Annotated in this window: 30 protein-coding genes, 1 pseudogene and 1 riboswitch; of the genes and pseudogenes, 17 read left to right on the top strand and 14 right to left on the bottom strand. The window is 36.7% G+C overall.

Features of this window, described 5'->3' with window-relative positions; genetic code table 11:
- The 5 genes from ACQCPR_RS01435 to ACQCPR_RS01415 all read left to right on the top strand — a co-directional run bounded on the left by ACQCPR_RS01435 (position 1) and on the right by ACQCPR_RS01415 (position 3,759).
- On the top strand, positions 1-582 hold the full coding sequence (locus tag ACQCPR_RS01435) for an ECF transporter S component (RefSeq protein ID WP_090569861.1): 582 nt from the start codon (positions 1-3) through the stop codon (positions 580-582).
- Positions 575-1,945 (top strand): ABC transporter ATP-binding protein, encoded by a 1,371-nt coding sequence (locus tag ACQCPR_RS01430; RefSeq protein WP_427137967.1) that lies wholly within the window; start codon positions 575-577, stop codon positions 1,943-1,945. The genes ACQCPR_RS01435 and ACQCPR_RS01430 overlap by 8 nt, the downstream gene beginning before the upstream one ends.
- The gene (locus ACQCPR_RS01425) at positions 1,926-2,684 is read left to right on the top strand and encodes an energy-coupling factor transporter transmembrane component T family protein (RefSeq protein ID WP_269922821.1); all 759 of its coding nucleotides are present in this window, start codon (positions 1,926-1,928) and stop codon (positions 2,682-2,684) included. The genes ACQCPR_RS01430 and ACQCPR_RS01425 overlap by 20 nt, the downstream gene beginning before the upstream one ends.
- 63 nt (positions 2,685-2,747) lie before the next feature.
- Positions 2,748-3,248, top strand: a complete 501-nt coding sequence (locus tag ACQCPR_RS01420; protein ID WP_269922820.1) for a DUF1697 domain-containing protein — start codon at positions 2,748-2,750, stop codon at positions 3,246-3,248.
- Between the two features lie 142 nt (positions 3,249-3,390).
- Positions 3,391-3,759, top strand: a complete 369-nt coding sequence (locus tag ACQCPR_RS01415; RefSeq protein WP_340878768.1) for a VOC family protein — start codon at positions 3,391-3,393, stop codon at positions 3,757-3,759.
- 38 nt (positions 3,760-3,797) lie between these two features.
- On the opposite strand, the gene ACQCPR_RS01410 is transcribed toward ACQCPR_RS01415, so the two are convergent.
- Positions 3,798-5,000: a DUF418 domain-containing protein gene (locus ACQCPR_RS01410; protein ID WP_427138890.1), complete on the bottom strand. Its 1,203-nt coding sequence runs from the start codon at positions 4,998-5,000 to the stop codon at positions 3,798-3,800.
- A 115-nt stretch (positions 5,001-5,115) separates the two neighbouring features.
- Here ACQCPR_RS01410 and ACQCPR_RS01405 point away from each other — a divergent pair, with 115 nt between their 5' ends.
- Together ACQCPR_RS01405 and ACQCPR_RS01400 are read left to right on the top strand one after the other, a co-directional pair.
- Positions 5,116-5,820 (top strand): response regulator transcription factor, encoded by a 705-nt coding sequence (locus tag ACQCPR_RS01405; RefSeq protein WP_420877789.1) that lies wholly within the window; start codon positions 5,116-5,118, stop codon positions 5,818-5,820.
- A gap of 1 nt (position 5,821) precedes the next feature.
- The gene (locus ACQCPR_RS01400; RefSeq protein WP_340878766.1) at positions 5,822-7,492 is read left to right on the top strand and encodes a HAMP domain-containing sensor histidine kinase; all 1,671 of its coding nucleotides are present in this window, start codon (positions 5,822-5,824) and stop codon (positions 7,490-7,492) included.
- Between the two features lie 58 nt (positions 7,493-7,550).
- On the opposite strand, the gene ACQCPR_RS01395 is transcribed toward ACQCPR_RS01400, so the two are convergent.
- The 4 genes from ACQCPR_RS01395 to ACQCPR_RS01380 all read right to left on the bottom strand — a co-directional run bounded on the left by ACQCPR_RS01395 (position 7,551) and on the right by ACQCPR_RS01380 (position 12,885).
- Positions 7,551-8,582 carry a ribonucleotide-diphosphate reductase subunit beta gene (locus ACQCPR_RS01395; RefSeq protein WP_090569883.1) on the bottom strand — a complete coding sequence of 344 codons (1,032 nt, stop codon included), beginning with the start codon at positions 8,580-8,582 and terminating at the stop codon, positions 7,551-7,553.
- Positions 8,554-8,997 (bottom strand): flavodoxin, encoded by a 444-nt coding sequence (locus ACQCPR_RS01390; RefSeq protein WP_427137966.1) that lies wholly within the window; start codon positions 8,995-8,997, stop codon positions 8,554-8,556. Before ACQCPR_RS01390 ends, ACQCPR_RS01395 begins: the two co-directional genes overlap by 29 nt.
- Positions 8,997-11,222 (bottom strand): ribonucleoside-diphosphate reductase subunit alpha, encoded by a 2,226-nt coding sequence (locus ACQCPR_RS01385; protein WP_427137965.1) that lies wholly within the window; start codon positions 11,220-11,222, stop codon positions 8,997-8,999. Before ACQCPR_RS01385 ends, ACQCPR_RS01390 begins: the two co-directional genes overlap by 1 nt.
- 192 nt (positions 11,223-11,414) lie before the next feature.
- Positions 11,415-11,593: riboswitch (cobalamin riboswitch) on the bottom strand.
- Positions 11,594-12,003: 410 nt separating this feature from the next.
- Positions 12,004-12,885, bottom strand: coding sequence for a DMT family transporter (locus tag ACQCPR_RS01380; protein ID WP_090569893.1), 882 nt, complete (start codon positions 12,883-12,885; stop codon positions 12,004-12,006).
- A gap of 114 nt (positions 12,886-12,999) precedes the next feature.
- On the opposite strand from ACQCPR_RS01380, the pseudogene ACQCPR_RS01375 reads away from it, so the two are divergent.
- Positions 13,000-13,612: pseudogene (locus ACQCPR_RS01375) on the top strand (helix-turn-helix domain-containing protein).
- 275 nt (positions 13,613-13,887) lie between these two features.
- Here the strand turns inward: ACQCPR_RS01375 and ACQCPR_RS01370 are convergent.
- Together ACQCPR_RS01370 and ACQCPR_RS01365 are read right to left on the bottom strand one after the other, a co-directional pair.
- Positions 13,888-14,169, bottom strand: a complete 282-nt coding sequence (locus ACQCPR_RS01370; protein WP_427137964.1) for a hypothetical protein — start codon at positions 14,167-14,169, stop codon at positions 13,888-13,890.
- A 56-nt stretch (positions 14,170-14,225) separates the two neighbouring features.
- A complete protein-coding gene (locus ACQCPR_RS01365; protein ID WP_340878761.1) occupies positions 14,226-14,459 on the bottom strand; it encodes a DUF3953 domain-containing protein in 234 nt (77 codons plus the stop codon).
- 576 nt (positions 14,460-15,035) lie between these two features.
- Here ACQCPR_RS01365 and ACQCPR_RS01360 point away from each other — a divergent pair.
- Positions 15,036-16,171, top strand: a protein-coding gene (locus ACQCPR_RS01360; protein ID WP_093496363.1) for an IS3 family transposase whose coding sequence is annotated in 2 segments (ribosomal slippage) — positions 15,036-15,261 and positions 15,261-16,171 — 1,137 coding nt in all. Because the reading frame shifts where the segments join, the coding sequence is not laid out codon by codon here.
- A 210-nt stretch (positions 16,172-16,381) separates the two neighbouring features.
- Here the strand turns inward: ACQCPR_RS01360 and ACQCPR_RS01355 are convergent.
- Positions 16,382-16,741: a hypothetical protein gene (locus tag ACQCPR_RS01355; protein WP_427137963.1), complete on the bottom strand. Its 360-nt coding sequence runs from the start codon at positions 16,739-16,741 to the stop codon at positions 16,382-16,384.
- Between the two features lie 217 nt (positions 16,742-16,958).
- Here ACQCPR_RS01355 and ACQCPR_RS01350 point away from each other — a divergent pair, with 217 nt between their 5' ends.
- Together ACQCPR_RS01350 and ACQCPR_RS01345 are read left to right on the top strand one after the other, a co-directional pair.
- On the top strand, positions 16,959-17,117 hold the full coding sequence (locus ACQCPR_RS01350) for a hypothetical protein (RefSeq protein ID WP_427137962.1): 159 nt from the start codon (positions 16,959-16,961) through the stop codon (positions 17,115-17,117).
- 109 nt (positions 17,118-17,226) lie between these two features.
- A complete protein-coding gene (locus ACQCPR_RS01345) occupies positions 17,227-17,796 on the top strand; it encodes a tyrosine-type recombinase/integrase (RefSeq protein WP_427138889.1) in 570 nt (189 codons plus the stop codon).
- A gap of 199 nt (positions 17,797-17,995) precedes the next feature.
- Here the strand turns inward: ACQCPR_RS01345 and ACQCPR_RS01340 are convergent, their stop codons facing one another.
- The 6 genes from ACQCPR_RS01340 to ACQCPR_RS01315 form a co-directional block, all read right to left on the bottom strand.
- Positions 17,996-18,730 carry a DUF4386 domain-containing protein gene (locus ACQCPR_RS01340; protein ID WP_427137961.1) on the bottom strand — a complete coding sequence of 245 codons (735 nt, stop codon included), beginning with the start codon at positions 18,728-18,730 and terminating at the stop codon, positions 17,996-17,998.
- 46 nt (positions 18,731-18,776) lie between these two features.
- Positions 18,777-19,010, bottom strand: coding sequence for a helix-turn-helix domain-containing protein (locus ACQCPR_RS01335; RefSeq protein WP_090569905.1), 234 nt, complete (start codon positions 19,008-19,010; stop codon positions 18,777-18,779).
- Position 19,011: 1 nt separating this feature from the next.
- A complete protein-coding gene (locus ACQCPR_RS01330; protein ID WP_427137960.1) occupies positions 19,012-19,458 on the bottom strand; it encodes a hypothetical protein in 447 nt (148 codons plus the stop codon).
- A gap of 432 nt (positions 19,459-19,890) precedes the next feature.
- Entirely contained in the window at positions 19,891-20,718 is an 828-nt protein-coding gene (locus ACQCPR_RS01325; protein WP_340878756.1) for an undecaprenyl-diphosphate phosphatase, read from the bottom strand.
- A gap of 9 nt (positions 20,719-20,727) precedes the next feature.
- On the bottom strand, positions 20,728-21,330 hold the full coding sequence (locus tag ACQCPR_RS01320; RefSeq protein ID WP_090569914.1) for a DedA family protein: 603 nt from the start codon (positions 21,328-21,330) through the stop codon (positions 20,728-20,730).
- Complete coding sequence (locus ACQCPR_RS01315; RefSeq protein WP_340878755.1) at positions 21,330-22,418, bottom strand: metallophosphoesterase; 1,089 nt, start codon at positions 22,416-22,418, stop codon at positions 21,330-21,332. The genes ACQCPR_RS01320 and ACQCPR_RS01315 overlap by 1 nt, the downstream gene beginning before the upstream one ends.
- Positions 22,419-22,623: 205 nt before the next feature.
- On the opposite strand from ACQCPR_RS01315, the gene ACQCPR_RS01310 reads away from it, so the two are divergent.
- The 6 genes from ACQCPR_RS01310 (at position 22,624) to ACQCPR_RS01285 (ending at position 26,842) form a co-directional block, all read left to right on the top strand.
- Positions 22,624-22,977: an ABC transporter permease gene (locus ACQCPR_RS01310; RefSeq protein ID WP_090569920.1), complete on the top strand. Its 354-nt coding sequence runs from the start codon at positions 22,624-22,626 to the stop codon at positions 22,975-22,977.
- A 13-nt stretch (positions 22,978-22,990) separates the two neighbouring features.
- Positions 22,991-23,629: a PspA/IM30 family protein gene (locus ACQCPR_RS01305; protein WP_090569923.1), complete on the top strand. Its 639-nt coding sequence runs from the start codon at positions 22,991-22,993 to the stop codon at positions 23,627-23,629.
- 340 nt (positions 23,630-23,969) lie between these two features.
- Entirely contained in the window at positions 23,970-24,671 is a 702-nt protein-coding gene (gene liaF, locus ACQCPR_RS01300; protein ID WP_090569926.1) for a cell wall-active antibiotics response protein LiaF, read from the top strand.
- Positions 24,668-25,756 carry a sensor histidine kinase gene (locus ACQCPR_RS01295; protein ID WP_427137959.1) on the top strand — a complete coding sequence of 363 codons (1,089 nt, stop codon included), beginning with the start codon at positions 24,668-24,670 and terminating at the stop codon, positions 25,754-25,756. Before liaF ends, ACQCPR_RS01295 begins: the two co-directional genes overlap by 4 nt.
- Positions 25,731-26,372, top strand: coding sequence for a response regulator transcription factor (locus ACQCPR_RS01290; RefSeq protein ID WP_090569931.1), 642 nt, complete (start codon positions 25,731-25,733; stop codon positions 26,370-26,372). The genes ACQCPR_RS01295 and ACQCPR_RS01290 overlap by 26 nt, the downstream gene beginning before the upstream one ends.
- 188 nt (positions 26,373-26,560) lie before the next feature.
- Positions 26,561-26,842, top strand: coding sequence for a hypothetical protein (locus tag ACQCPR_RS01285; protein WP_090569933.1), 282 nt, complete (start codon positions 26,561-26,563; stop codon positions 26,840-26,842).
- Positions 26,843-26,862: the final 20 nt, after the last annotated feature.

Raw genomic sequence — 26,862 nt, 5'->3', positions numbered from 1 at the left:
ATGCTGAAATCATGGAAGTTAAAAGAGATTGTACTAATGTCCTTGTTTGCGGTTGTCTTTGGTATTGTTTATCTATTGTTCTTGCATGTCGGCAATATTTGGGCTGGGTTCATCGGTCCAATTGCGTATGAATGGATTTTTGGAATTTGGTTTATAGTATCAATTATTTGTATGTATATTATCCGCAAACCTGGTGCAGCAGTCGTTTCCGAGACGATTGCAGCTGCGATTGAAGTATTATTAGGTAATGCTGTAGGACCCCGCTTAATACTTTCGGGAGTTATCCAAGGCCTAGGTGCTGAAGCAGTTTTCGCTGCTACACGATATAAACGCTTTGATCTATGGGTTCTGATGCTCGCTGGTGTTGGATCGTCAATCTTTAGTTTTGCTTATGGATACTTTCTAGGTGGATTTACAGTGTTCAGCACGGGTTATGTTGCATTAATGCTTGGAATTCGTATAGTAAGTGGTGCTTTGCTTGCCGGTGTCGGTGGAAAAGCAGTAGCAGATGGTCTACTAGCAACTGGTTCTCTTCGTGGATATGCCATTTCTCGATCGAAAAAAGGTGAAGTTCGTGCATGAAGTTATCGAATTTGAGAAAGTAAGTTTTCGTTATCCTGACGAGGAAAAATGGGTACTGGAGGGTCTTTCGTTTACTGTTTTGCGAGGGGAACGTATAGTCATCACTGGTCCAAGTGGATGTGGAAAAACGACTTTACTGTATTTATGCAATCGATTGTATCCGGATAATTGCGATGGTATTTTGTCTGGTTCAATAAAACTTTTTGGGAAAGAGAGCCTTTCCTTTATTCCCGGGGAAATAAACCATCGCATAGCGACAGTCTTTCAAGACCCTGATGCACAATTTTGCATGCAAACAGTTGAAGAAGAACTTGCTTTTACACTTGAAAATTTGCATACTAAACGCGATGAAATGGAGAAAAGAATTTCTGACGTACTGACTCTAACCGATTTAACTGAGTTTCGCCATGCAATCATACAAAAACTTTCTGGTGGTCAGAAGCAACGTATTGCCACTGCATGTGCACTTATAATGGAGCCAGAAATTCTGTTACTAGATGAACCACTCTCCCATTTAGACCCTTTCACAGCCAAAAAGTATGTGGAGTGGTTAGATAATTTACAACAAAAAAGATCGATGACAATTATAGCTATTGAGCATCGATTGGATTTATGGGAGGACTTTTTCGAAAGAAATATTCCCTTGCATAATGGCAAAGTAACTTCTAAATTAGAAAAACGAACAAGCAGTACACAAGAAAATAATTCGCTAGTCGTTAGTAAAGTACAGGCAATGCCTTTTTTGAAAGAAACTACTTTCACATTAAATCATGGAGAAGTAACAGTACTTGCCGGACCAAATGGTAGCGGAAAATCTACTTTGTTGAAAGCATTATGTCAGCTAATTCCTACTACAGGGACTGTAGTACCTCTAAATTTAGGATATGTCCCTCAATCTCCTGAGTTTTTATTTCTCACACAAAATGTGTTAGATGAAGTTAGTTTTGGTGGTGGAAATAGTTCAATGGAAATGATGACTAGATTGCAGCTGTTACCTATTGGGGATTCCCATCCATTTTCAGTAAGTCATGGACAAAAGCGACGAGTGGCTATTGCAGCAATGCTTTGTGATGGTAGAGAAATTATTCTAATGGATGAACCAACTTCTGGCCAGGACTCAGCAGCTTTGTTCGAATTATTCCATTTAATCGATGAGCGTGCGCGTGAAGGTACCACATTTTTGATCGTTACGCATGATATGGAGTTCGCTCATTATCTAGCTGACTCGGTTTTATTGATGAAAGATGGCCAATTGACTGGAAAGTTTAACGCTGAAGCTGTATGGGAAGACAGGCAATTGTTAATGGATCATCACCTACTCCGCCCGAAAGGAGTGATAGGTCATGAAGAATGCTTTGCATAAGATGAATCCTTCGATTAAATTTTTGGCGATTACAATTTGTATGTTTACGATGGCATTCTTCTTCGATCCTTGGACGCCACTTGTTTTTTGGATCGGCGTACTAGTGCTACAATTGTTGTTCACCCAGATCAGCTGGAAAAAATGGTTGTTGTTTATGCTTCCTTTTTTTGTTACTGCTTTCGGTTATTTTTGGACTACACTTGTGTTCGCAGAAGATCAATCAGGTCCTGTTGTATGGTCCATTTGGAATTTGCACGTTACCCAAACACAATTGAATCATGCTCTATCTTTAAGTTTTCGAGTGATGGCATTTTCCAGCTTGTCCTTATTATTCGCTTTAACGACGAATCCAGTGACATTCATTTTAAGTCTTATGCAACAATTAAAGCTCTCACCCAAAATTGCTTACGGAGTGATGGTTGGATACCAATTTTTGCCCGTCTTGAAAGATGAATTTGTGCAAATTAGGCAGGCCCACCGATTAAGAGGTGCTAACAAGGAAAAAAATGCGTTGCAAAGATTACTTGGCATACGACGTATTTTGATTCCTATGCTTGCAGGAGCTGTACGAAAAGCAGAGCGTGCGGCGTTTGCAATGGAAGCGAGAGGTTTCACTGGTGATCGAAGAAGTAGTTATTTTCATGTGATTACCATCGGGAAAGTAGACTTTGCATTAGTTAGCTTATTTTTAGTTGTGTTAGTTTTAAGCTGTTCGAATATGTTGTGGCTCCGTTTATAGATTTTGTTTCTCTTACTCTCTTACGATAATATAAAAGTATGTGAAATTTGGGGAGTGAGGATATTGTCATTTGTTGCTTTACTGCGTGGTATTAATCTCGGTGCTAAAAATAAAGTGGACATGAAGTCATTGAAGCTACTTTTTGAAGAGATGGGTTATGAAAATGTACGGACTTATATACAAACTGGGAATGTTATATTTGATAATAAAACTTATGACGTGCTTCAGTTGCAGAATACTCTTCGAGAAACTTACGGCTTTGACATACCAGTTGTTGTCCGTTCGAAGGACGCGTTTGAAGAGATTCAGCAGCATCCCATTTTCTTAAAAGAACAGGTATATGTAATGTTCTTAGAAAAAGATGTGTCGGATGAACAGCTTGCTGTCCTCGAAAACCTTGTGGATGATGAATTTATCGTATGGAATCGCTGCAATATCATTATTAATCTATCGAAAACCTATCATCAAACTAAATTTACAAATACTTTCTTTGAGCGAAAACTTGGTATGACATCCACGGCACGCAATCAGAATACGGTGAATAAAATATTGAAGAAAATGTGAATGAGCTCCCACCTTGTTAATAGGTGGGAGCTTTTTTACAGTTATATAAGTAATTTTTATACTTCTGTATAAAAATTATAAATTTTCCAAATGACCTAGCCTCACGTATGATTACAATAGAATATAACAAGGGGGATTTATGATGTCATTTGCTTTTAAATCAATAGACCATGTACAGCTAGCTGCTCCCAAAGGTTCAGAAATTATCGCGAAACATTTCTTTGGAGAAATTTTAGGATTTCAGGAAGTAGAAAAGCCTGAAGTCTTGAAAAAAAGAGGCGGAGTATGGTTTCAATTTGGCAATTATCAAATTCATATTGGTATTGAAGAGCCATTCTCACCCGCTAAAAAAGCCCACCCAGCATTTCAAGTCGAGAACTTAGAGGCATTGAAAACTCATTTGATGAAACATGAAGTCCACTTCATCGTGGATACCGATTTACCTGGAGCAAATAGAATTTATGTAAATGATCCATTTGGTAACCGCATTGAAATTTTAGAATGGACTTAATACGATAGATTTTTGCAGAAAAAACACCTTAGTTTACATTAAACCAAGGTGTTTTCCATCTCTGTTTTCTTAGATTTTTTCGAACGTTTTTTTCTTTTCTTCACTGCACCATTCCATGAGAAGTTCGTACCCATTCTTAATATAACCTCGAGTGGACCTCGTTGAAATTTCTTTAAATACAAGGAACTGCATACACACTGCAAAACGAATATAACAAGTCCAAGAATAATACTATTTAACATTCCAAGATTTCCAAACAGTCCTAAGCCGTAACCGTAAAAAATAGTCGTACATATTACGCTTTGCATAATATAGTTCGTAAAGGACAACTTTCCAACACTTTCAAAACCATGAAATACGTTTGAATTAGAATAGCTTACAAATAAAAGTGCAAATAAAGAAATATAGCCAAGAGAAAGGAACTGTGCACCGACATTTAATAATATTGCAGACCAATCATTTTGTAGAAGAAGTATACTACTTGCCTTTAACGCTAATCCGATTGGCAAAAAAACTACGCCTATTTTATACCATTTTTGTTCCAAACTAGGTCTAGTAAAAAGTTTCCCTTTTGCTGCTGCCATCCCAAACAAAAATAAGGGAGCCGTCATAAAAGGTGCTAAAATCATAACGAACAAGAGGAAAAATTCATCGTCGAAAAATAGTGGACTTTCATTATTTCTATGATCCATTATTTCTGTATAGTTGCCATTTGTATATACATCATTTGTTTTTACAATATAAGAGGATAACTCTTTTACCTCTTCATTTGTTTCTTCCACTACTCCATAGCCCATTGCACTTGTCAAAAGAAGTAAAATAATTCCCCAAATAATAAGAGTCTTTTTCTTTCTGTTTATAAAGAGGAATAAGAAGAATCCCATAAATCCATAAAAAGCTAAAATATCTCCTTCCCATAAGTATGTTCCATGCAAAGTACCAAAAATTATAAGTAAAATAAACCGTCTAACTAAATGCCACCTAGCCTTTACTTCTTTTTTCCTCAAAGATTCCACCAATTTGATAAGTGAGTACCCAAATAAGAATGTAAAGATCGGCATAAAACTGCCTTCTACTACAATTTTTATAAACTTGTATGCTCCTATGTCAAGATCTGACAAAGAGAAGTAAGAAATCTCATCTTTCCCCCACATTCCATATTGAAATATAAGCATATTTGCCAATAGTATTCCGAACAGACTAAGACCCCTTAGGCTGTCTATCAATCTTACTCTTTCCATTTTCACTAGAAATCCTCCTAGAGTTTTATATCGCTCATTTGTTAGTATAAAATAAGTAGCTTATATCAGTATGAAACGTACCTTAAAGAAATCTTAAATTTTGGAGTGGATATTGGTGTTAAAGGTAAAAATTTTAGTTGTGGATGACGAACAAGCAATTGGTGACATGGTAGATATCATTTTAAGAAAAGAAGGATTTAATCAGATAGATGTATGCACGAGTTTTATCGCTGCCGAAACACTTATCGCACAATATAACTATGACCTATTTATATTCGACATTATGTTACCAGATGGTACTGGACTTGACCTAGCAGAAAAGGTACGTACTAAATCAGATGCACCTATCTTTTTCCTAACAGCAAAAGCAAGTGATGCAGACAAGCTTCGCGGCTTTATGTACGGTGCGGATGATTATATTACAAAACCATTTAACCCTATGGAACTAGCTGCTCGTGTCAAAGTGCAGATGAAACGATATAAATCGCCTTCATCTGCCCCTACATGTAAACAAGTATTTGACTTCGGTCGTTTCCAATTAGATGTCGCTGCAGCTGAATTAACTGTTGCTGGGGATAAAATGAATTTAGCAGGGAAGCTCTTTTACTTACTGCAACTTTTTTGCGAACATCCAGGACAGGTTCTATCCAAGGAACAAATTTATGCTCACGTTTGGGGTGAAGAACATTTTATAGATGACAATACGATAATGGTTCATATCCGAAAACTTCGCGAAAAGATTGAGGTGCAACCTGGTAATCCAAAACTTCTTTTAACTATTCGCGGTATAGGATATAAACTTATAAGCGAGGAACATTAAAATGCGCTTATCTACAAAAATGACTACACGTTTTTTAGCTTATTTTGTTGTTTTTTATGCAGTATTGCTCATTGTATCGATTGGACTTATCGTATATTTTGTTTATGATGTAATGAATAGTAATAGTTATACAGATATTCGTGAATTAGATGCGTTTGAACTTGAGTCGGATTTTACAAAGGATTCAAATGGGACCTATCATTTGTCCCAAGACTTAATTGATTCAGCACATGAAAACAAAGGACTAGTTCAGTTAGTCAATAAAAACGGCAAGGTACTTGCTAGCTCGGAGAAGAGTAGTGATTGTTGCAACAGTTACACTATTTCTCAGTTCGTTGCCATGACAAAAACGAAGGAAGCATTTGTATGGGAGCAGGGTAACGGCTTGTATATTGTGTTTATCGAAAAACATCCTGCAACACAGTTACTTTCTATGATTGTTCAAGAAAACGGGACTGAATTATCGAATAACATACAAAAGAAACTAAAAGAAGCAGATGCCAGTTTTGAAATTTATACGCCAGATGGCAAGCGGGGAAAAGTTGTTTTCGGGCCATCCAATCCTGCTCTTAGTGGGATCGAAATACTAACCAGTTCACATAATTACTCTGAAAGAAAAGAAGTAATTGCCTCTGAGGTATTAGAAGATGGAAACGTTGCTGTTGTCAGAGTCAATAATTCAAACTATAACCCTTTCGAACCTGCATTTGAAGATGGGATGAAAAAGTTTGGGATAGGTCTTCTATTATTTCATCTTATTCTTTTTTTCTTTACTATATTGTTTTCTTTTTGGATCGGAAGTCGATTTGGTCGTCCTGTTTTATACTTTCTTAAGCGTATCGAGAAATTAGCCAAACAAGACTATGAAGTTTTAGATGATCGGAAATTAAGGAATCATAAAACCGGGCGATTAAAACGAAAATATCGTGTGTACGAAGATATTGACCAATCACTCTCCCATTTAGCGTTTACACAGGAAGCAAATGAGCGAAAAATTATGCAAACCGAAAAGTTAAGAGAGGACTGGATTACTGGTCTATCACATGATTTGAAAACACCACTTAGTTCGATCTATGGTTATTCAACCATGCTATCATCTGATAACTACGCTTGGTCAAATGAAGAGGTAAGATCCTTTGCTAAGATAATGCAAGAAAAGTCGACCTATATGAATGCTTTAATAGAAGATTTAACTTACACTTATCAACTAAAAAACAATGCTATCTCTATAGAAAAGATTAATGTTAACTTATTTGAATTTGTAAAAGCCTATTCGTCTAAATCTGTTTGGAAGGATATCCAAGATCCCATAGGAGACGAAGGTGCACAAGTTTATATTGATCCAAAGCTATTTGAACGAGTGCTCGATAATTTAGTAGGAAATGCCATTAAACATACACCGGAAGGAACAAAAGTACTTTTAATAATTGAACAAAATAAAGATAATGTGTTGTTAACTATTAAAGATGAAGGAAAAGGAATTCCGATAGAGGAATTAGAAAATCTATTCAATCGTTACTATCGTGGAACAAATACAACTACTGAAGTTTCGGGAACAGGCCTTGGTCTTGCTATAGCAAAACAACTTGTAGAAGCACATAACGGAGACATTCAGGTAAAATCGAGTGAGTTTGGCACAATTGTAACCATAACATTACCCTCTACAACATAAGAGTATTTTTAAAAAAAAGCGTCTATAAGTCAAAAGTGACTCATAGACGCTTGTTTACTTATAGGTCATCAAATCCATTATCAATGGCATTTACTTTTACGTATTGGCGAGACTTTTGTTCAAAGAAATCTGTTTTTGTTCCATCAATATTATCTGCATACGCACGTATCCATTTCATCGGATTATCCACATATTCGGGATAGATTTCATTAAGCCCAATTAGTCTCAGCATTTTGTTGGCACGGTATTTAATATACCCATGCATTTCTTCTAAATTGATTCCCTCAATATCCGCTAGTACATATTGCGACCACTCTATTTCTAATTCTACGGATTCTTTATATTGCTCGTATACCCATTCAATCATTTCTTCGTTATTCAGTTCTGGGTTTTCAGATAGTGTTGCTCTAAATAGTTCGGATATAAATCGACCATGCTCTAGTTCGTCTCGGTTAATATAGCTGATCATTGTAGAAGTCCCTACCATCTTGTTGTATCTAGCAAGATTATAGAAGTAGGCAAAGCCTGAATAGAAAAATAAACCTTCTAGCAGAGTTGTGTACGTTAGCGTTTTTAATATATTTTCTGTAGTCGGGTTTTCTACGAAGTCATTATAATACTTCGCGATATTTTGATTACGCTTGAGTAAAATTTTGTCGGTTCTTCCAAATTCGAATGCCTTATTTTGTTGATCCAGCGAAACTATAGAAGATAAAACATAGGAATAGCTTTCATTATGTACCGCTTCCTGTTGCGCTATGACTGCCATAATCGATTGAACCGACGAATCGGTTGCGTATAACGACAATAGCAGAGCAGTGCGTGTTTGAGGTGCATCCAATGTTGCAAGCAAGCCAATAATCTTCAAATAAGCATCTTGTTCTGATGTACTAAGGCTCGCGAACTGCTTAATATCGTTTGACATATTGATCTCATCTGCCTGCCAGTAGTTACCTAACAAACGCTTGTACATCTTATGCCAGTGGGGATACGCAATATCGTTCCAATTTAATATTCCACTTGACCTACCATTGAAAATTCCTGTCGATTTATTTGGATTTCTAGGATCTAATGTTTTTGCCTTCTGCATGTTCCAAAACTCCTTCTAACCATTTACTTACCAGCTGCTCCTGGCTACCTCTTGGCGATTGCTCAATTTTTAAACCTGGATAACCACTGTTATAGAAATTAACTAATTTTTCTACAGCATTACAAAACAGTTCATCTCCGCCAAACTGTGTGTCGCCAGAGCCGAATACATAGACATTATTTGGCTTACCTCCAACTTCTTTTGCAAAGTCCTTAATTTCCTCTGGTGTACTTCCCCTATCCCAAGTAAAAGTTCCAATAAAAATAAGATCATATTCAAACAAATTCGGTACCACTCCATAGCCAATGCTATGCATATCTATATCGATATCGCTAGCTTTTAATTGCTCTTTCAATAGTTCCGCGACTTCCTCGGTATTTCCGCTATAGCTTAGATAACAAATGATAGCTTTCATTAGCTTGAACAAGACTCACAATCTATTAATTCTACGGATGTAGAACGAACGTAATAAGTTGTTTTCAGTCCACTATTCCAGGCATCTAAGTGTAAATCTAATAATTCTTTTGCTTTGATCGTATTTTGCACGTATAGGTTTAACGAAACACCTTGGTCTATATGGCGTCCGCGTGCAGCATTTTGTTTAAGTGTCCAATGCTGATCGATGAAATAGGCTGATTTGTAATACCATGTAGTTTCAGAATTCAAATCTGGTACAGTAACCGGAATTTTATAATCCTTCTTCTCTTCCGAGTAAGACTTTTGGAAAATAGGATCGATACTTGCAGTACTTCCAGCTATGATGGATGTCGACGAATTCGGAGCAACTGCCATTAAATAACCATTGCGTAATCCATTATTACTCACTTGCTCTCGTAGTTCGTTCCATGATTCGCTCTCGTACCCGCGCTTGTCAAAATAGACTCCCGTTTGCCAATCCGATCCTTCAAATAATGGATATGCCCCTTTTTCTACTGCAAGCTCCGCAGATGCTTTAATCGTTAAGTATGCAATTTTTTCGTATAATGCATCTGCAAGCTCTACAGCTTCATCTGATTCCCAGCGAATATTCTTAAGTGCGAGTAAATGATGCCATCCAAACGTTCCTAAACCGATCCCTCTGTATCTAGAATTCGTCCGTTCTGCTTGAGGAACTGGAATCATGTTTAGGTCAATCACGTTATCAAGCATTCGAACCTGAATTTTTATAAGCTTTTCCAAAACATCCGCTGGAACTGCTCGTCCTAAATTTATAGACGATAAATTACATACGACAAAGTCCCCTGGCTTACGACGAGTGACAATTATATCGTCCTCTATTTGAATGGACTCGAATGTTGTTGCGCTTTGATTTTGAAAAATTTCTGTACAAAGATTACTACTATAAATCATCCCGGCATGTTTATTTGGATTGCTACGATTGACCTCATCGCGGTAAAACATAAACGGAACACCCGTCTCTAGCTGAGAGCGCATAATTCGCTTCATCAAATCGATAGCAGGAACTGTTTCTCGAGACAAACGATGATCGATTACACATTCCTCATATTTTTGGCGGAAGGAACCATCTCCACGTTTTTCATCATAAAAATCTTCTAACGAATAGCCCTTTAGCTGACGAACTTCTTGCGGGTCAAATAAATGCCATTCCTCTCTAGCATCCACTTTTTCCATAAATAAATCTGGCAAGCACACCCCAGTAAAAATATCGTGAGCTCTCAAGCGTTCATCTCCGTTATTTAAACGTAGATCTAAAAATGTAAAAATATCTTTATGCCAAACATCTAAATAAACAGCCACCGCACCTTGACGCTGGCCAAGCTGATCTACACTTACTGCAGTGTTATTGAGTTGTTTAATCCAAGGAAGTACACCGCTTGAAGCACCAACAAAACCTCTAATGGAAGACCCTCGGCTACGCACCTTACCCATATAAACACCAATGCCGCCACCAAATTTCGAAAGAGTCGCTACATCCGTATTGCTATCGTAGATACCTTGAAGACTATCGTCTACCGTGTCGATAAAACAACTAGAAAGCTGACCATGAGGTTTACCGGCATTTGAAAGTGTTGGTGTTGCTACTGTCATATATAAATTACTCATTGCCCAATATGATTCTTTTATTTTTTCTAAACGATTTTCATGCTCGTCTTTCATAAGTGTCATAGCAATAATAAGCCAGCGTTCCTGAGGCAGTTCTACAATTGTTTTATCAAAGTTCTTCGCTACATACCGATCCAATAGTGTTTTAAGGCCGATATAAGTAAATAAATAATCTCTTTCCTGTACGAGAACTTCAGATAGCTGCTCTAATTCTTGCTGGGAGTATGCTTGTTTAAGACGTTTGTCATAAATTCCTTTTTCACTTAACAGTTGAACATTACTAGCAAATTTTGTATACACTGCATCCGCAGTTGTGCTTCTTCTCTCAGCTACTTGTTCATAAACCTCTGCTAAATGCACTCTTGCTGCTACAAAGGTCCAATAAGTTTCTTGTTCATCTAGAAAACTTAATGCTTCCAGTGACATTGTCTTAGACCAAGCAGCTATTGTACCTTCCGGGTGCTTTTGCATCCATCTTTCATGTGTTTTTATAAGAGGAGCAATTTTTTCCTCCCCAAATTCTTTGATTAGATTATGTAATACTTCTTGTTTAGTAGTGTTTGAGATGATTGTCATTTTGAATTCCTCCTATTTTTTAATTGAATCATTTATGTGGTACTCCCCTTTGAAATAGAGCACAAAAAAGCGATGTCACAGCCATCTTCGGCTGAGACATCGCTCAAAATTAAAAGTGTAGGATACAACAAGACATATCAAGCATTCGAGATATTGGCCTTCGCTCCCACCTCTCAACCCCCGAAGAAAGTGTTGCTTACCGATGAAAAGGCAGGTCTACTGGCTCGTGTTTCACTCTCCTGTTGGCCTTCCCACGATTGCTCGCAGTGGCTATTCCAACAGTCGTCCACACTTACAGTTGCGGGGACAGCTTCGGCATTTTACCGAATTCCCTTTTAAACCATAAAGGTACCTTCTCATCGTTAACATACTATATATTGTGTTTAGTTCATTTATATAATCTAACATATTGTGTTTACAGGAGCAATAGATAATATATTATTAAACAAGAAATCTATAAAAAGTCCCATATGTATAAAATTTCTTCACTATTTTCAAGTGACTAAAATAATATAATATAGCTCCAACATTATATTTCCCATTGTTAAACTACCTCCCCTTCCTCTCAGGAGTTTTAAGTATCAAACAGATTCTATACAGTTCTGACTTCACTTTATACTTCCTTAAAATTAAGTTAATAAGAAAAGGGACCCTAGAGGTTTTTCAGAGGCTCTTTTGTTATGCAGTTTTATAGATTTTGAGCGTTTATTAATTAAAAGGTATTATTCTAATATGTGTTTTAATTTAATCTATTCACGTACCGCCAATTAGTCTCTATTATTTATTCTTTATTTCTATTCTGTAGTAAAAATAATGCTAGACCGATTAAGATAAGTACGATACCCATACCTTGTTGTAAAGAAATGACTTCATCCAAAATGAAATACGCGAGTATACAGGTTCCAATTGTCTCTCCTAATATACTCATTGAAATAATGGAGGTACTTAGCCATTTCAACAACCAATTGAAAATTGTTTGCCCTAAAATTGTCGCAATAAACGCTAATCCAATAAAGGACCACCATGTTTGTACAGAGTAATTAAAGAAGGGTGTTTGCTGACAAAAAGCAAAAACACCTAAAAGTAATGTACTGCTCCCGTAACTAATAACTGAATATGGGATAAGAGATAGCCTTTTACGTACATGCTGACCAATGAAAAAGTAAGCTGTTATGATGCCTGCCGCAATAAGTGCAAGTATATCGCCAAATAATGCTAGCCCACTAATTTGAAAATCCTGCCATCCAATGACAATACTTCCGGCAATCGCTACAAGAAAGCCCATTATAGCCCCTTTACTGAAACGCTCCTTGAATAAAAAATAACCGCCAATCATCGAAAAGAGTGGTTGTAATGTGACAATAACCGTCGAGCTTGCAACAGATGTGTAATTTAATGATTCAAACCACAATACATAATGTGCTGCTAGAAATGCCCCTGATAATAATCCGAGTCCCCATTGTTTTTTTGATAACAAACGTAATTCTTGTCGGTTCTTTTTATTAACTAATAAAAATGGAAAAAGTATTACAGTCGCAAAAAACATTCGATAAAATGCTGTAATTGTAGCAGGTGCATCTGCTAATTTCACAAAGATAGCTGAAGACGATAATGCGAATACGCCAAAAAATAAGAGTGCGTAAGAAATATGAGGAGATTTCAATTCTGGTCCTCCTAGATAATTATTTACAATAATAAAATTAATTTATTATAATGTACAAAGGTAAGTATAAAATATTTATGTAATTGAAAAAAGTATTATTTCGCTTTGTTTAGTATGTCAGCACAAAATGAGTTAAACATACATTATTGTAGAAAGGGGTTTTACTATGAATGATCATCGTCTCGGACAAACCGTATTAAATTATCGTAAAAAGAGTGGTATGACAATTCGTGAGTTCGCTGATTATGCTGGGATTAGCACTTCACTTATTAGCCAAATAGAAAGAGGACAAGCAAATCCATCTTTAAGTGTACTAAAACTAATTGCAAAGGCATTAAATGTACCACTTTTTACCCTCTTCATTAATGAAATTGATACGGATTCGCTCATTTCGAGAAAACATGATCGAAAGAAAGTATATCGTGAGAATAGTGACCATATTGTCTATGATGTGTTAACACCAGATTTCATGAAAGCACATATTGAACTCTTACTAATGGATTTAAATGCACACGCAAGTACTACTGAAAGTCACTATTCACACGATAACCAAGAAGAAATTGCTGTCGTGATGAAAGGACAAGCGTATGTCGAACTGGAAGGCACCGAATACTTTCTAAATGAAGGAGATGTCGTGCGCATTCCACCAAATGTTAAACACCGGTTTTTGAACAAAAGTGATGAATCGAATCATATATTATTCGTCCTAACTCCATCATTAATCTAAATAGCCCATCCCCATGTAAATATTTAAGAAAGAGGGATTTTAACCAATAAAAAGGGCAGTCCCAAAAATCGATCAAATATCGACTTGGAACTGCCCCGTAAAAAAGCGTTATTCAATCTGGCCTGATTGAATAACATGACCGGTGATTTCACAACTAGGATCCGAATTTTACAGCATTTCTTCTTCAACTAAAATGCTTCGTTACTTTAGTAAGAAAAAGACTTTACTCCCTCTTGAAGTAAAGCACCTGTTAGTTGAATAATATTGCTTTTTGATTAATATCGTTTTTTTAAATTTGGAAATTTATTATTATAAATTTTGTTCCAAATTTTCAAGGCACTTGGATAACAATCACTAATCGAAGGTACTCTACTCCTCGAAAACATTGCACCAAAGACTACATGTATAACTCCAGCTAATTTTTCAACAGATGCAGTTGGTAAGTGCGATACAATGCGACTTATTTCTGGATCATATTCATCCTCAGATGTGTAACTTAAAAGGCACATTGGGTCCCAATCATTAATTACTTCTTTTATAATTTGGTAGTAGTTCATACTATCCCTCATTCAAAATGTATTTATAGTTCGCCTTATTTAGCTAATATGCTTCTTTAGTTCAATAAGAAACCCATTATGGTAACAGTGAAAATAAATAAAGAAACAATAATGAATAAATACCCTTCAAATCTTTTTCGGTCTTTCTGAAGTTCGGATAATCCTGACGCTAACATAAATGTCCCTAAGCACATCATTACAATCGGCATTAAATCAAAATCTCTACTTATCAGACTATAACTTGATAAGGAAAAAGCAATTATTGCAAATACAATTCTAGTTATTTTCATCAAGATATCCCCCCTAAAATTATCTTAGCTTTAATTTCTCTTTTATTACACACTATGGTCGAACTGATACTTAGTTATTATTTAAACTTTTGAAACTTGTTGATTTCAGATACGTATAATAGATAATAAATATTTAGAAAGTTGGTATACTACCATGTTTAAATCAGAAGTAACCAACGGAATTTTATATATCTTATCCTTGTTTGTATTAATGGCCGTATTATTATCCAACGACTTAAACACCACATTTTCTAGAGTATTTGTAATCCTTGTATTATCAGCAATGATTTTAAAAAATATATACAGAGTTATTAAAATCAAGAAACAGAAAGCTGATTAAATTTCGGCTTTTTTACTACGCTTTATATGTCAAATACAAGATAAAAATTCTCATTCTATTATTGAACTAAGCGCTTTAGTTCAATAAAAAAAGGCCTTAACACTACTTGAAGTAAATCACCTGTTAGTTTAGTAAGAACAGAGACGCTTATTAACCATCTTGAATGTAGAATAGATGTATGGACACATCTTGGTTAAGTCAATAAAATTGAACTAACGAAAGGTCGTGTCTGTATTATGAGTAAAAAACGGTATAACCAAGAATTTAAACAAACAGTAGTGGAGCTTCACAGCTCAGGTACCCCGGTCAGCCAACTATCTAGCGAATATGGTGTTTCAGAAGTAACCATCTATAAATGGATTAAACAGTTCTCTACAATCGAAGGGACAAAGGAATTAACTGTATCCGATGTAGAAATGATTCAAAAAGAAAACCTCCGGTTAAAACAGGAGCTTGAAATCCTAAAAAAGGCTATGACCATATTCGCGAGAAAATAGAGGACGAAGAACTGATCAACTACATTACAAATGAAAGCGGGCATCATCCAGTACAAGTGATGTGTCGCATTTTAAAGATGCCTAAAAGTACTTATTATCATTCATTTCATAAGAAACCGAACAGCTACCACGTGGCCAATGAGGCAATATTGGATCGTATAATAGCCATTCATAAAGGAAGCAAAGGTATCTATGGCGCTCCCAAAATACATCGAGTACTTTTAAAAGAAGGCTATTCTTGCAGTATAAAAAGAGTCCAACGTCTGATGAAACAAGCAGGCATCCAGTCAAACATTGTGAAGAAATACCGTCCAGCAAGCACACAGACACCAGTGGAAGAACGAGAAAATGTGTTGAAGCAAGATTTTACAACAACCACAATCAATGAAAAATGGGTGGCAGATATCACGTATATCCATACACTTCGAGATGGCTGGTGTTATCTAGCGTCTGTCCTCGATTTGCATTCAAAGAAAATAGTAGGCTACAAGTTTTCCCATACGATGACCACAGAAATCGTGTTGGATGCTTTAAAAAGTGCCGTCGATTCCCAAAATCCTTCACCGGGATTGATCATCCATACGGATCTAGGTACCCAATATACAAGTGAGGCATTTCAAGAACAGTTAAAAAAATATGAAATGATTGCATCATTCAGTCGTAAAGGATGCCCTTATGACAATGCATGCATCGAGTCCTTTCATGCCACACTCAAAAAAGAAGAGGTCTATCGGAAACGATATGAAGATTTTGAGAATGCGAGAATCTCCCTATTTCAATATATAGAAGGCTGGTATAATCGTAGACGAATTCATGGAAGCATCGGCTTTGTAACGCCAGAGGCGTATGAAATAATGTGTCGCGCAGCAGCCTGAGTCTTAAGGGTAAAAGCCAATCCCCCTCCACATTTTTCATGCACAACATCCATTGGTTAATCTCTCCACGTCCCAAGTAGATTGTCAAAGGCTCTTTTCACTTTGACGATCTACTTGGGATGTGGAACACTCCATGAATGGTGGTTGTGCAGAAAAAACTTAATCTTTTTGTGTCCAGAATCTTGACGTAGATCCATCTTTCTTATTTATTTAAAACAGATAGATATAAGCAATTAGTACGGAAATCCCTATTGATATCATAGCAATACACTTAAAGGTACTTTCCTCTCCTTTAATCAGACCTACTACCCAAATTACAAACCAACCAAATAGTGCTAAAGCGATTCCCAAATCACGTAAGACTTTTATGTCAGATGCTACAACAGAGCCTGTAAGATATACGAGCAAACCAATAAAACCAGGTATAATACCTAAAATAGATAAAGGATTTCTCCATTCTTTTATAAGCTCTATCTGTTTCTTTTTCTCCATTTTTTTGAAGGAATACCAAGAACCCAGACTAGGTATTGTCCATATAAGCACTATATATATAACTTGAATTAGGCTCAATCAATCACCTTTTCCTTTCCCCTCGATTTTCCTTAAACAAAATGCCAGATTGTTGAACAGGTGTTAAACAACCCTTTTCAACTAACCTACTCATTTTCTTTAGTACGTTTGAAGTAAATAGGAATTCCAAAATCATCGTAAAAAACACGCCCTATGTCTATAATTCTATTAAACTAGCAGTAATCCTTTTAATATTACTATTTTAGGGGAAATCAAATTGATACTGTTAAAAGCTTGGGCTTCTTTTGAAGCTGACAAGCGAATAGGGGGCTTTTCGCCACAAACGTTGAAGGCCTACCTGTTAAAGTCTTTGCTACTAATTGATTATTTTAAGGATGTAGAGATGGAATTACTGGATACAAATAAACTGAAATAGTATCTCGCTGTATCCGGCAAGCATTTAAAACCGGCCAGTCTTGCACACCGTATCCGCTTTATGAAATCATTTTTTCGTTGGTCCCATGAAGAAGGTTACTTGAGTAAGAATCCAACTTCCAAAAATAAAGAACCCAGTAGGGAAGCGAATACCCAAGTATTTAACCGAAAGGGAGATTGAACACCTTCGTGAATCCTGTCATTCCCCAATGGAAAAAGTGATTTTTGAATTCATGTTTTCTACCGGATGTCGAATTGGAGAAATAGTTGATTTGGAAAAGAACCACATTAATTGGTCCAATCGATCCGCAATCGTTAGAGGAAAAGGCGATAAAGAAAGAGAGGTTTATTATAATACACGTTGCGACATATGGTTGAAACGCTATATAGAAAGCCGTGATGATCACAACTCTGCTATTTTTGTAACAGCTAGACAACCACATAAAAAGAGCGTCGCCCAAATGCGATACATCATCAAACGGATCTCCAATCGTGCAGAAATTAATAAAGAGATTCATCCGCACCAACTTAGACACAGCTACGCAACTCATTTGATGAATAATGGAGCTCCTATTGAAGTCATACAAAGCCTTATGGGGCATGAGAAAAGTGAAACCACTAGGATCTACGCTCAGTTAAGCGGAAGACTAAGGAAAGAGTATTATCAGAAGTACTTTTAAATGTAAAAGGAGCAACATCTAAATAGACGTTGCTCTACTTGACTAAATCACCCGATAGTTGAATAAGGTCACAATCGCGTACTTGAAATAACTTACGATAATTTCCTAGTTTGGAAAGAATAACAAGAATTATTAGAATAGATGAAATAAAAGAGTACAGTATTGTGACGATGTCATTATCCTGTACTCTTTTTTTTAATTAATGCAGTCGACCTGCATAAGCTAACCTATTGTCATTTTCTATTTTTGACAAGGAAGAAAGTGCAGATTCATTGAATCCCTTAACAAGGAGCCATACAGCTAAAATCATTTCAAATGCTGCTATTGGAAGCGCCATAATACCCCAAGCAGAAAGTTGTTCAACTACACCGAACAGTACTAATAGAGCATTAATGAATACTATCACCGCTCCTGACATACCCAAAATGGATAAAGGTCTGGGTACAAGCTTTAATTTATAAAATATATAACTATACATGATTGTGTTGATGCCTAACATGAATAGTGGTCCTAGCATAAACGTCCAGTCATGTATAGCTTTTAATAATGTTCCCGAAGCTTGATAAGAGCTAGCGTCTGCGACTCCAGCTGTTACGAAGTTCTGGCTTAATGTCAATAGAGACAGTACGCTAATTATACCAATAGTAATTATAACCGCTTCAAGAAACCTAAAGTAAACATGCCAAAGAGCTATAGTTTCATTATACTTTCTTAAAATTGGAAACATTGTCGTCGCCGTTCCAATCACTGATACGACAAGAATTAACTCCAAAAGTGCTCCTAGTGTCACCTGATTGGCATTTTCGGAACCCTTAATCAAGTAATCGGAACTGTTTAGGATAGGATCGTACAACAAAAGGCCAATTACCGCCGAAAGCGCTGCTAATAAAAATAGTACCCCCACAATCTTTGCTGCTTTCTGATTTGAACTCATTTTTTTATCCCCTTTTTTAATATTCATAAACGATAAGGAAAAACGATCATTGTTTTTTCAAGTTTGTGGTGTCCCCATAAAAGAAAACCTCTTCCAATGGCAAGTTAAAGGCTAAGGAAATGCGAAAGGCCAGTTCTAGTGATGGCGAATAATTTCCTTTCTCGAGAGCCACGATAGTTTGTCTTGTAACACCCGCCTTGTCAGCTAATTGCTGCTGGGTCATTTCATCATGGTTAAAGCGTAATTTTCGGATGTGATTGCCGACAAGATTTTTGCTCATATTAGACACCTTTCCGATAGTAATATAGCTTAGATAAAGAGCCAACCACATCTGAGATGAATCCTGAAGCAATTAGAATAATAAACATCATCTGTGACCACTGCTCAATAAATAACGATCCCATTGCAATAACAAAACCGATGATAAATACAAAGAAAGAGTTTCGATGTGCTTTCAAGTCAATTAATTTATCCAACTCATCTGCGAATGCTGGTTCTTTTTCTCTTGTTGTAATTCTAAACAAAATGTTAAATATAATGCTAATTACGATGTGTGCTACTATAGAGACCACAGTTAAGATGAGAATGAAGAAACCCCAATAGCGAAAGGTTTCGGACGAGTCTAGCCCCCCTTCTGGATAATGCGGATACATATACAAGCAGAAGGATATAAAAATGAAAATAGCGCTGAATAACGAGACGATACTTTTCTTTTCTTGATAGGTCATGCTTACATACCCCCTTTAAAATTAAGTAAGTGCTGTTTTACATATTGTATTGTATGCTAAACATTATGTAAGGTTGACTATACATGACATAAAATTTATTAAATGAATAATGAGCGAGTATAAATGAAGATCCAACCGGTTAGGAAAACTTAAAAATGAACTAAGACATAAATGATTTTCTGAACTTCATAGCATCAAAAAAAGCAATGCTAAGAGACAGCAATGCTTTTTTAAAAAAATATATTCCAAGCGATTTAGATTTCTCTTGTTCAACTAAATGCACCGTTAGTTTAAGTGTAATGTTTCACAAACTTTCTCCCTACACTCCATATTAAGATTTGATCACTTTGAAAAAAGCACTGCCAGCGGCAATGCTTTTTTCTATATTTTGTATCGCTCCTCGGACACGGATCACTTTATCAAATTCATTATTTACATAAATACAATAACGGCCAGAATCGCCGCTAAAATAAGGCGATAAATTGCAAATGGCATTAATTTAACGCGCGAAATTAATTTCAGGAAGAACTTAATAGAAATAAGGGCGAACACAAACGCACTAATAAATCCTACAACGTAAAAACTTAAATGGTTCATATCAATGTCTTCCCAGTTTTTAACAACAGATATTAGACTTGCTCCAGCCATTATCGGCACAGCCATTATAAATGTAAAATCTGCTGCTGTTTTATGGCTCATTCCAAATAATACCCCGCCAGATATGGTTGCTCCTGAACGAGAGAAGCCAGGCCATAAAGAAAGACATTGCACTAACCCTACCTTAAAAGCCTTTGCATATGTAATTTGGTCCAAGCTTACGATAGAAGGTTTTTTAGGCCCAAACTTATCTGCAACAATCATTAAAATAGAGCCCGCTACAAGACTAAATATTACTGTTTCTACTCCAAATAAATTTTTATCTATAAAGTCTTCTAATAAAACTCCTAATACTCCTGCTGGAATAATACCAACAATAACGTGCAGTAAATTGAACTGCTTACTCGACTCTTCTGTATCTATTTTGTATAACCCGACTAAACTAAATAGTCGTTTCCACATAACCACTACTACAGCTAAAATTGAACCTAATTGGACTACAATTTTAAACGTATTAGCAGAATACTTCCCTAAAAACTCCTCTGTTTTCAACCACATATCATCGACAATAATCATATGACCTGTAGATGAAACCGGTGCAAACTCTGTCATTCCCTCAACAAACCCTAGTATAAGTGCTTTTAATAGCTCTAAAAATTCCATATAATCTCCTTAATCTCGTTTTTTAAAATACCAAATAAGAAATGCAATACCACAAATAGCTATAAGTGCGTACACAATGTTAGAGTAAATATCCATATACCCAACAATTTCATCCCAATTATCTCCTACCGCTGCTCCTACCGAAACTAATACCGTATTCCATATTAATGTTCCAAGTGTCGTAAATAGAAGAAATAATCCAAACTTCATATTCGACATCCCCGCAGGTATCGATATAAGACTTCTTACAAGTGGTATCAATCTTCCAAAAAACACTGCCCAGACACCGTATTTATCGAACCAAGCATCAGCTTTGTGTATGTCCTTGATAGTTAATCTTAAGAATTTCCCGTACTTCCCAATGATTTTCTCCAAACGCTCAACATCTAACAGTGTCCCGATACAGTACAAAATAGCTGCACCAATGACAGAACCTGCCGTGGAAGCAATAATAATACCAAGCTTCGTCATGCTAGTAGTCGTCGTCATAAATCCTCCAAGTGTTAAAATCACTTCAGATGGAATTGGGGGAAACATATTTTCTGCCAAAATTAATAAAAATACTCCTAGATAACCAAACTGATTCATCCAGTCTGTAATCCATGCTTCCATTATACTTCCACATCCTCTAACTTAATGTTTACTGACCATAGCTCTGATTGACTACCTAACCTTATAGGTGGTCCCCAAAAGCCAAACCCAGAAGATACAATGGCATGTAAACTTCCTTTACATCTGTACCCATAATCTAATTCAAATATCCTTCTCGTAAATAAATGGTTTGGCCACATTTGTCCTAAATGCGTATGACCAGACACATGGAAATCTACCTTTTCCTTCTCAGGTATCAGTAAATTAGAAGGTGTATGATCCATAACAAACCAAGGTAGATCTCTTTCTTCTGGAGATAATTCAGATAATTGCTTTCTGTTTTTATTCGTCAAGTCTTCACGACCTGTCAAATAGAACGAATCTGCTACTAAAATAGTTTCATCTAATAACATACGGACATTCGATGCTTCCATCTCTTCTACTAATAGAGGAATCTTTTTTCCATAATACTCATGATTTCCAAGCACCCCATATATACCATACGTAGACTCGAGTTGTTTCATCACTTCGGACATGCCATTTTGAACAAACCAAATAGGATCATCGTCGACTAAATCTCCTGCTAATAATATTAAATCCGGCTTCTCTGCATTTGCTTTTTTCACAAAGCGACTTAAATGCGCCTTATTGGATAATAAACCAAGGTGGAAATCAGATGCAACCACTACTTTAACAGATTCTAGCTTAGATCCTTTTTTCGGCATTACAATAGAAAGTTCTCGAACAACAGGTGTGTATGCATTATAGGTCCCAAATATTAATATAAAGAGGAAAATCAAGAAAACCGTCCACCCTATTAAGTTCAAAGAAGATGGGAAGATCCACAGTAGTAAGGTAGCGATTGGAAAAAGGATAATCCCGTACTGCATGACAATAAACCAGTAGGATCCTATTATACTAAATAGCCGTAGCTTATGACTGAATCTTCCAATAACAAAGCCAAAAGCAATTAGTCCCCAGACAACACCAAATAACCAACTATTTATAGGAAAGTAAAGTTCTAACCACTTGGAAATGCCCCAGCCAAAGTAAAAGACAATGGCAGAATATAAGAGGATTGCTACTATTGCTCCAATAATTCTTTTCATGTATCAGTTCTCCAATGTATGTATTTTTTAACTCAACAAAGTATCAGGTACTACACTAATTCATGACTACTTTTCCATAAGTATAGCAGATTTTGTCTTAGTACTCCTAAGCCTCTAGACTGATAGGAAAATCAATTCTAAGCCCGTTTGGATTAGTTTCTAGAATTGGTAAGCTTGTAATACAAACGAGAGGAGGAACAAATATATGAAAAAATTTGGTTTATTAACACTAGGAATTATCGCAGGGATTGTAGCATTAGCTAACTTAGGTTCACTTTTAGCTCTTGGAGTTTCCGCTGCAGTTGTCTTTGCAGGGGTACATTTTTACTTGAAGAGTGATTCAACCTTTTTGAAAATCTTTTGGGCAAGCGTGGGTATCGTTGGTTTAATCACTGCAGTTGTAAACGTACCTGCATTTTTCGCTATCTTAGCAATTCTAGCAGTTTGGTATGTAGTGAAAAAATGGAACAACGAAACACTAAGCTTTTCATCACCAATCGTTAAAACAGACGACCCATTTGTAAACTTTGAAAAACAATGGAATGAGCTTTCAAAATAAGGAGGAAACTAACATGACATCATTATTAAACAGATTAAAATATTCAATAGAAGCAGACTTACACAAGTTATTTGATAAAAAAGAAGAAAAAAACCCGATTGCAATGCTAAACCAATATATTCGGGAAGCAGAAAAACAAACCGAACAAACCGGTAAATGGTTAGAGCGCCAAGGAAACCTAAAGCAAGAATTAGAAAAAGAACTAACCGAAACTATGCAAATGGTTGAAAAACGTAAAAATCAAGTAAACCTTGCAACTAACAGCGGTGAGGAAGACCTAGCTGCTTTCGCTTTAGCGGAAGTAAACGCATACGAGGAACGTGCCGCTGTATTACAAAATAGCATTCATCAAACAACAGAAGAGCTTTTCGGATTAGAACGTAAATACGAAGAGATGAAACATAAAATCAAAGACATGAAAGTTCGCCAATTGCAATTGATGGGCAAAGAGAATGTAACTCGTGCTCACCATCAAATGGATCGTATTTTACAGCCTGAGCAAAAAGAAAAGAATTTCGGCACATTTGAAGACATGGAACAATACATCGAACGTCTTGGAACAAAGATCGAAAAAGAGCATGAAATCACTTCAATGGAACAACGTTTAGAAATGTTAGAAAAAAACGCACAAACTAAAGCAGAAATTGTGTAAACTAGAAGAAAGGCGCAGGACGCGTTCTGCTGCGAAAAGCACTGGAAGGCTTGAAGTAAAGGCTCCCTTTACTTTTCAGTAAGTCTGAAGTGATCGAGCAGCTGGTGTCTGGAGCTAGACAGATAGAAAGATTAGCGGGTTATAGAGGAGGAGGCACTTGCCTTCTCCTTACTAATCTTTATCCCAGTTAAACATCCTGGGTCAACAGATCAGTGATCAATCAGGCATTGCCGCACGATGCGGTGTTATTTGACTTAGATTAATTTTACAATCAGCGGGAGGTGAAGAAACCCCCACTGATGGAAGCTTCACCTTATGCGAAGAAGGAGGAATACTCGTTATGAAAGAAAACCAGACAAACAGATTAGCTTTTATACTCATTTGTTTTGTTTTCCTTATGTTCATAGAGGCTACAATTTTTGGAAACGGCAGTATTGTATTAGTTCTTCTTGGCATTGGGATGATGTATTTTAGCATGCGAAAACGAACTCGCTTTTTATTTTGGACCGGATTTATCTTTTTGATCATTGCTGTTTTTTCTATGTGGAGCTTGAGACTCCTACTACTAGCTATAATGGGTTATATTTTGTTCAAATTATGGAAAAATGAACCCATTCAAAAAATGGTACGTCCATTTGACACCGTATATAAAGAAACTCCAAATAGTATTATTCAAAATAAGTTATTTTCTTCTCAAACGACTCCATTTAACGCTTACGAGTGGCAAGATGTCCACGTGCAAAGCTTTTATGGAGAACAAGTAATTGATGTAACACAAACAGTTTTGCCAAAGGGTACATCCTTCGTTTCTATTCGTCAGTCCCTTGGGAAAGTGACCATCTATGTACCATATGAAATTCCAGTAAGGATACATTACGCAACCGTTATTGGAGAAGCAGATATTTTTGGTCGCGGTGTACAACGATTATGGAACCAATCTGTCTTAGTGAAAGATGGTTATTTAGAGGATGTCACATACGCTTCTGAATTAGTTATTACCGTATCTACATGGATTGGGGATATTGAGGTGATCCGTAAATGAAGATTGTTTTTGGGCAAGGTCTCTCTATTTTTACCATTTTACTTACACTGGCAGCACTTCTACTCTATGCACTATGGGGATGGCCAAATGAAGATGCCTGGTGGTCCCTACTAGAAATAAAGTATGCAGAGGTTCCTTTTGGAGCATGGATTATTATCATTCTTGCAATTATGAGTTTTAGTTTTTCAATGAACACACTACAAAAGGTTCGAGATCAGGAAAAAAAGATTGATACTAGCCTACGCCCTTTGCTGGAGGCAGAAACATTTACACCAGCGAAGAAAAAGTATACCTATTCAAAGCGATTACATGTTACAACAACTCAATTAGAGCAACTTATCGTAACACAGCGTAAGACACTGCAGCGTATTACGAATGAAAAAGCGGAGGCTCAAGATAAGCTTATTCAGGAACGGATTGTGCAAGAAAGGCAACGATTAGCTAGAGAGCTACATGATTCCGTGTCTCAGCAATTGTTTGCTGCATCCATGCTATTATCCGCTATGGTGGAAATTGAAGAAACTCAGCATGAAAAAGCTCCAAAAACATTGCTACAAACTGAAAAAATTGTACAGCAGGCTCAATTAGAAATGCGCGCATTATTACTGCATCTCCGACCTGCAGCCTTACATGATAAAACGTTAAAAGAAGGTTTAGAAGAGTTACTTATGGAATTACAGGAAAAGGTATTTTTCACGATTCGTTACCGCTTGGAAGACGTTCCTTTATCAAAAGGTGCTGAGGATCATTTGTTCCGCATTGCACAGGAAACGTTATCCAATACACTGCGGCATGCAAACGCTACTGAAGTCGATATATTATTCGTTGAACGAGATAATCTTGCTATCTTCCGCGTTCAAGACAACGGTGTTGGATTTGAACATGTAGATTCCAAAAACGGTTCTTATGGATTGCAAAGTGTACAGGAACGGGCTGTTGAAATCGGCGCAATAAGTAAAATTGTTTCTGTTCCTTCTCAAGGCACAATTGTTGAGGTGAAGCTGCCAATTGAAAAAACAGATATTGAAAAAATTCAGTTAGAGAAAGGAGTGCGAGAGAATGATCCGAATCTTATTAGCGGATGATCATGAAATGGTACGCATCGGCGTTTCCGCATACTTGCAGGCACAGCCGGATATGGAAGTAGTAGCAGAAGCTATTAATGGAAAAGAAGCAGTGAACATGGCTCTTGAGCATAGACCAGATATAATTTTAATGGATATGGTTATGCCGATAATGAGTGGGGCAGAAGCTACACGTGAAATTGTTCAACAATGGCCTGAAGCAAAAGTAATGATTGTCACAAGCTTTATTGATGATGACAAAGTGTACCCTGCACTCGAAGCTGGCGCTATCAGTTATTTATTAAAAACTTCCAAAGCCTCTCATATTGCTGACTCTATTCGTAAAACATTAAACGGAGATGCGGTGTTAGAGCCCGAAGTAACCAATAAAATGATGAAACGTATGCGCCAAGGCTCGGACCATGCTCTTCATGATGATCTAACAGACCGAGAACATGAAGTACTGCTACTCATGGCTGAGGGCAAAACAAATCAAGACATAGCCGACACTCTCTTTATAGCATTGAAAACAGCCAAAACACATGTCAGCAATATTTTATCGAAGCTCGAGGTAAGCGACCGCACACAAGCCGTTATCTATGCATTTGAACATAAACTGGTTCCCACAAAAAAATAACTTATTCGTTCGCGTCATCATATGCTACTAAGAAAAGCGCAAGCGCCTATGGCAGCCTTGACAAGCGCTGGAAGAATTTCACTTAAAGGCGTCCTTTGCCTTTGCTGAAATTCTGAAGCGACTCGAGGGGCTAGGCGCTGGAGCTGGACAATAAAGCTAAAAAGACAGCATAAAGGATGTTAGTGCGCATGAATCCACCACTAGACCCTATTGAGCCGGAGAACGAGGAAACGACTAACCTAGCTGCAAAGGTTGGATTTTTAGGAACCGTTATTGTAACAATTGGGTACATTATTGAAACCATTGGCGAAGGCATCGCCCTTTCCGAACTAGCACAGGAAGAAAAGAATATTGAACAAAAAAAGCAAGTAAATCAACAGCAATTATCAGACATACAAAGTAAATTGGATTATTTAATAAAAGAAATAGATACGATGAAAAAAAAGGATGACCATTTCAGAAGATGGTGATCCTTTTTTACATTGACTTG

The sequence above is a fragment of the Psychrobacillus psychrodurans genome (assembly GCF_050209195.1).
Classification (GTDB): domain Bacteria; phylum Bacillota; class Bacilli; order Bacillales_A; family Planococcaceae; genus Psychrobacillus; species Psychrobacillus psychrodurans.
This window is presented reverse-complemented; position numbering and strand designations above follow the sequence as displayed.

Bases quoted from the DNA above. Each gene is read 5' to 3' on its own strand.
- ACQCPR_RS01320 (WP_090569914.1), bottom strand. From the start codon at position 21,330: ATGGAAGCATGGATTACAGACTGGATGAATCAGTTTGGTTATCTAGGA.
- ACQCPR_RS01325 (WP_340878756.1), bottom strand. From the start codon at position 20,718: ATGGAATTTTTAGAGCTATTAAAAGCACTTATACTAGGGTTTGTTGAG.
- ACQCPR_RS01340 (WP_427137961.1), bottom strand. From the start codon at position 18,730: ATGAGTTCAAATCAGAAAGCAGCAAAGATTGTGGGGGTACTATTTTTA.
- ACQCPR_RS01290 (WP_090569931.1), top strand. From the start codon at position 25,731: ATGATCCGAATCTTATTAGCGGATGATCATGAAATGGTACGCATCGGC.
- ACQCPR_RS01415 (WP_340878768.1), top strand. From the start codon at position 3,391: ATGTCATTTGCTTTTAAATCAATAGACCATGTACAGCTAGCTGCTCCC.
- ACQCPR_RS01330 (WP_427137960.1), bottom strand. From the start codon at position 19,458: ATGACCTATCAAGAAAAGAAAAGTATCGTCTCGTTATTCAGCGCTATT.
- ACQCPR_RS01390 (WP_427137966.1), bottom strand. From the start codon at position 8,997: ATGAAAGCTATCATTTGTTATCTAAGCTATAGCGGAAATACCGAGGAA.
- ACQCPR_RS01425 (WP_269922821.1), top strand. From the start codon at position 1,926: ATGAAGAATGCTTTGCATAAGATGAATCCTTCGATTAAATTTTTGGCG.
- ACQCPR_RS01285 (WP_090569933.1), top strand. From the start codon at position 26,561: ATGAATCCACCACTAGACCCTATTGAGCCGGAGAACGAGGAAACGACT.
- ACQCPR_RS01335 (WP_090569905.1), bottom strand. From the start codon at position 19,010: ATGAGCAAAAATCTTGTCGGCAATCACATCCGAAAATTACGCTTTAAC.
- ACQCPR_RS01435 (WP_090569861.1), top strand. From the start codon at position 1: ATGCTGAAATCATGGAAGTTAAAAGAGATTGTACTAATGTCCTTGTTT.
- ACQCPR_RS01385 (WP_427137965.1), bottom strand. From the start codon at position 11,222: ATGACAATCATCTCAAACACTACTAAACAAGAAGTATTACATAATCTA.
- liaF (WP_090569926.1), top strand. From the start codon at position 23,970: ATGAAAGAAAACCAGACAAACAGATTAGCTTTTATACTCATTTGTTTT.
- ACQCPR_RS01310 (WP_090569920.1), top strand. From the start codon at position 22,624: ATGAAAAAATTTGGTTTATTAACACTAGGAATTATCGCAGGGATTGTA.
- ACQCPR_RS01370 (WP_427137964.1), bottom strand. From the start codon at position 14,169: ATGAACTACTACCAAATTATAAAAGAAGTAATTAATGATTGGGACCCA.
- ACQCPR_RS01410 (WP_427138890.1), bottom strand. From the start codon at position 5,000: ATGGAAAGAGTAAGATTGATAGACAGCCTAAGGGGTCTTAGTCTGTTC.
- ACQCPR_RS01315 (WP_340878755.1), bottom strand. From the start codon at position 22,418: ATGAAAAGAATTATTGGAGCAATAGTAGCAATCCTCTTATATTCTGCC.
- ACQCPR_RS01305 (WP_090569923.1), top strand. From the start codon at position 22,991: ATGACATCATTATTAAACAGATTAAAATATTCAATAGAAGCAGACTTA.
- ACQCPR_RS01400 (WP_340878766.1), top strand. From the start codon at position 5,822: ATGCGCTTATCTACAAAAATGACTACACGTTTTTTAGCTTATTTTGTT.
- ACQCPR_RS01295 (WP_427137959.1), top strand. From the start codon at position 24,668: ATGAAGATTGTTTTTGGGCAAGGTCTCTCTATTTTTACCATTTTACTT.
- ACQCPR_RS01365 (WP_340878761.1), bottom strand. From the start codon at position 14,459: ATGAAAATAACTAGAATTGTATTTGCAATAATTGCTTTTTCCTTATCA.
- ACQCPR_RS01395 (WP_090569883.1), bottom strand. From the start codon at position 8,582: ATGCAGAAGGCAAAAACATTAGATCCTAGAAATCCAAATAAATCGACA.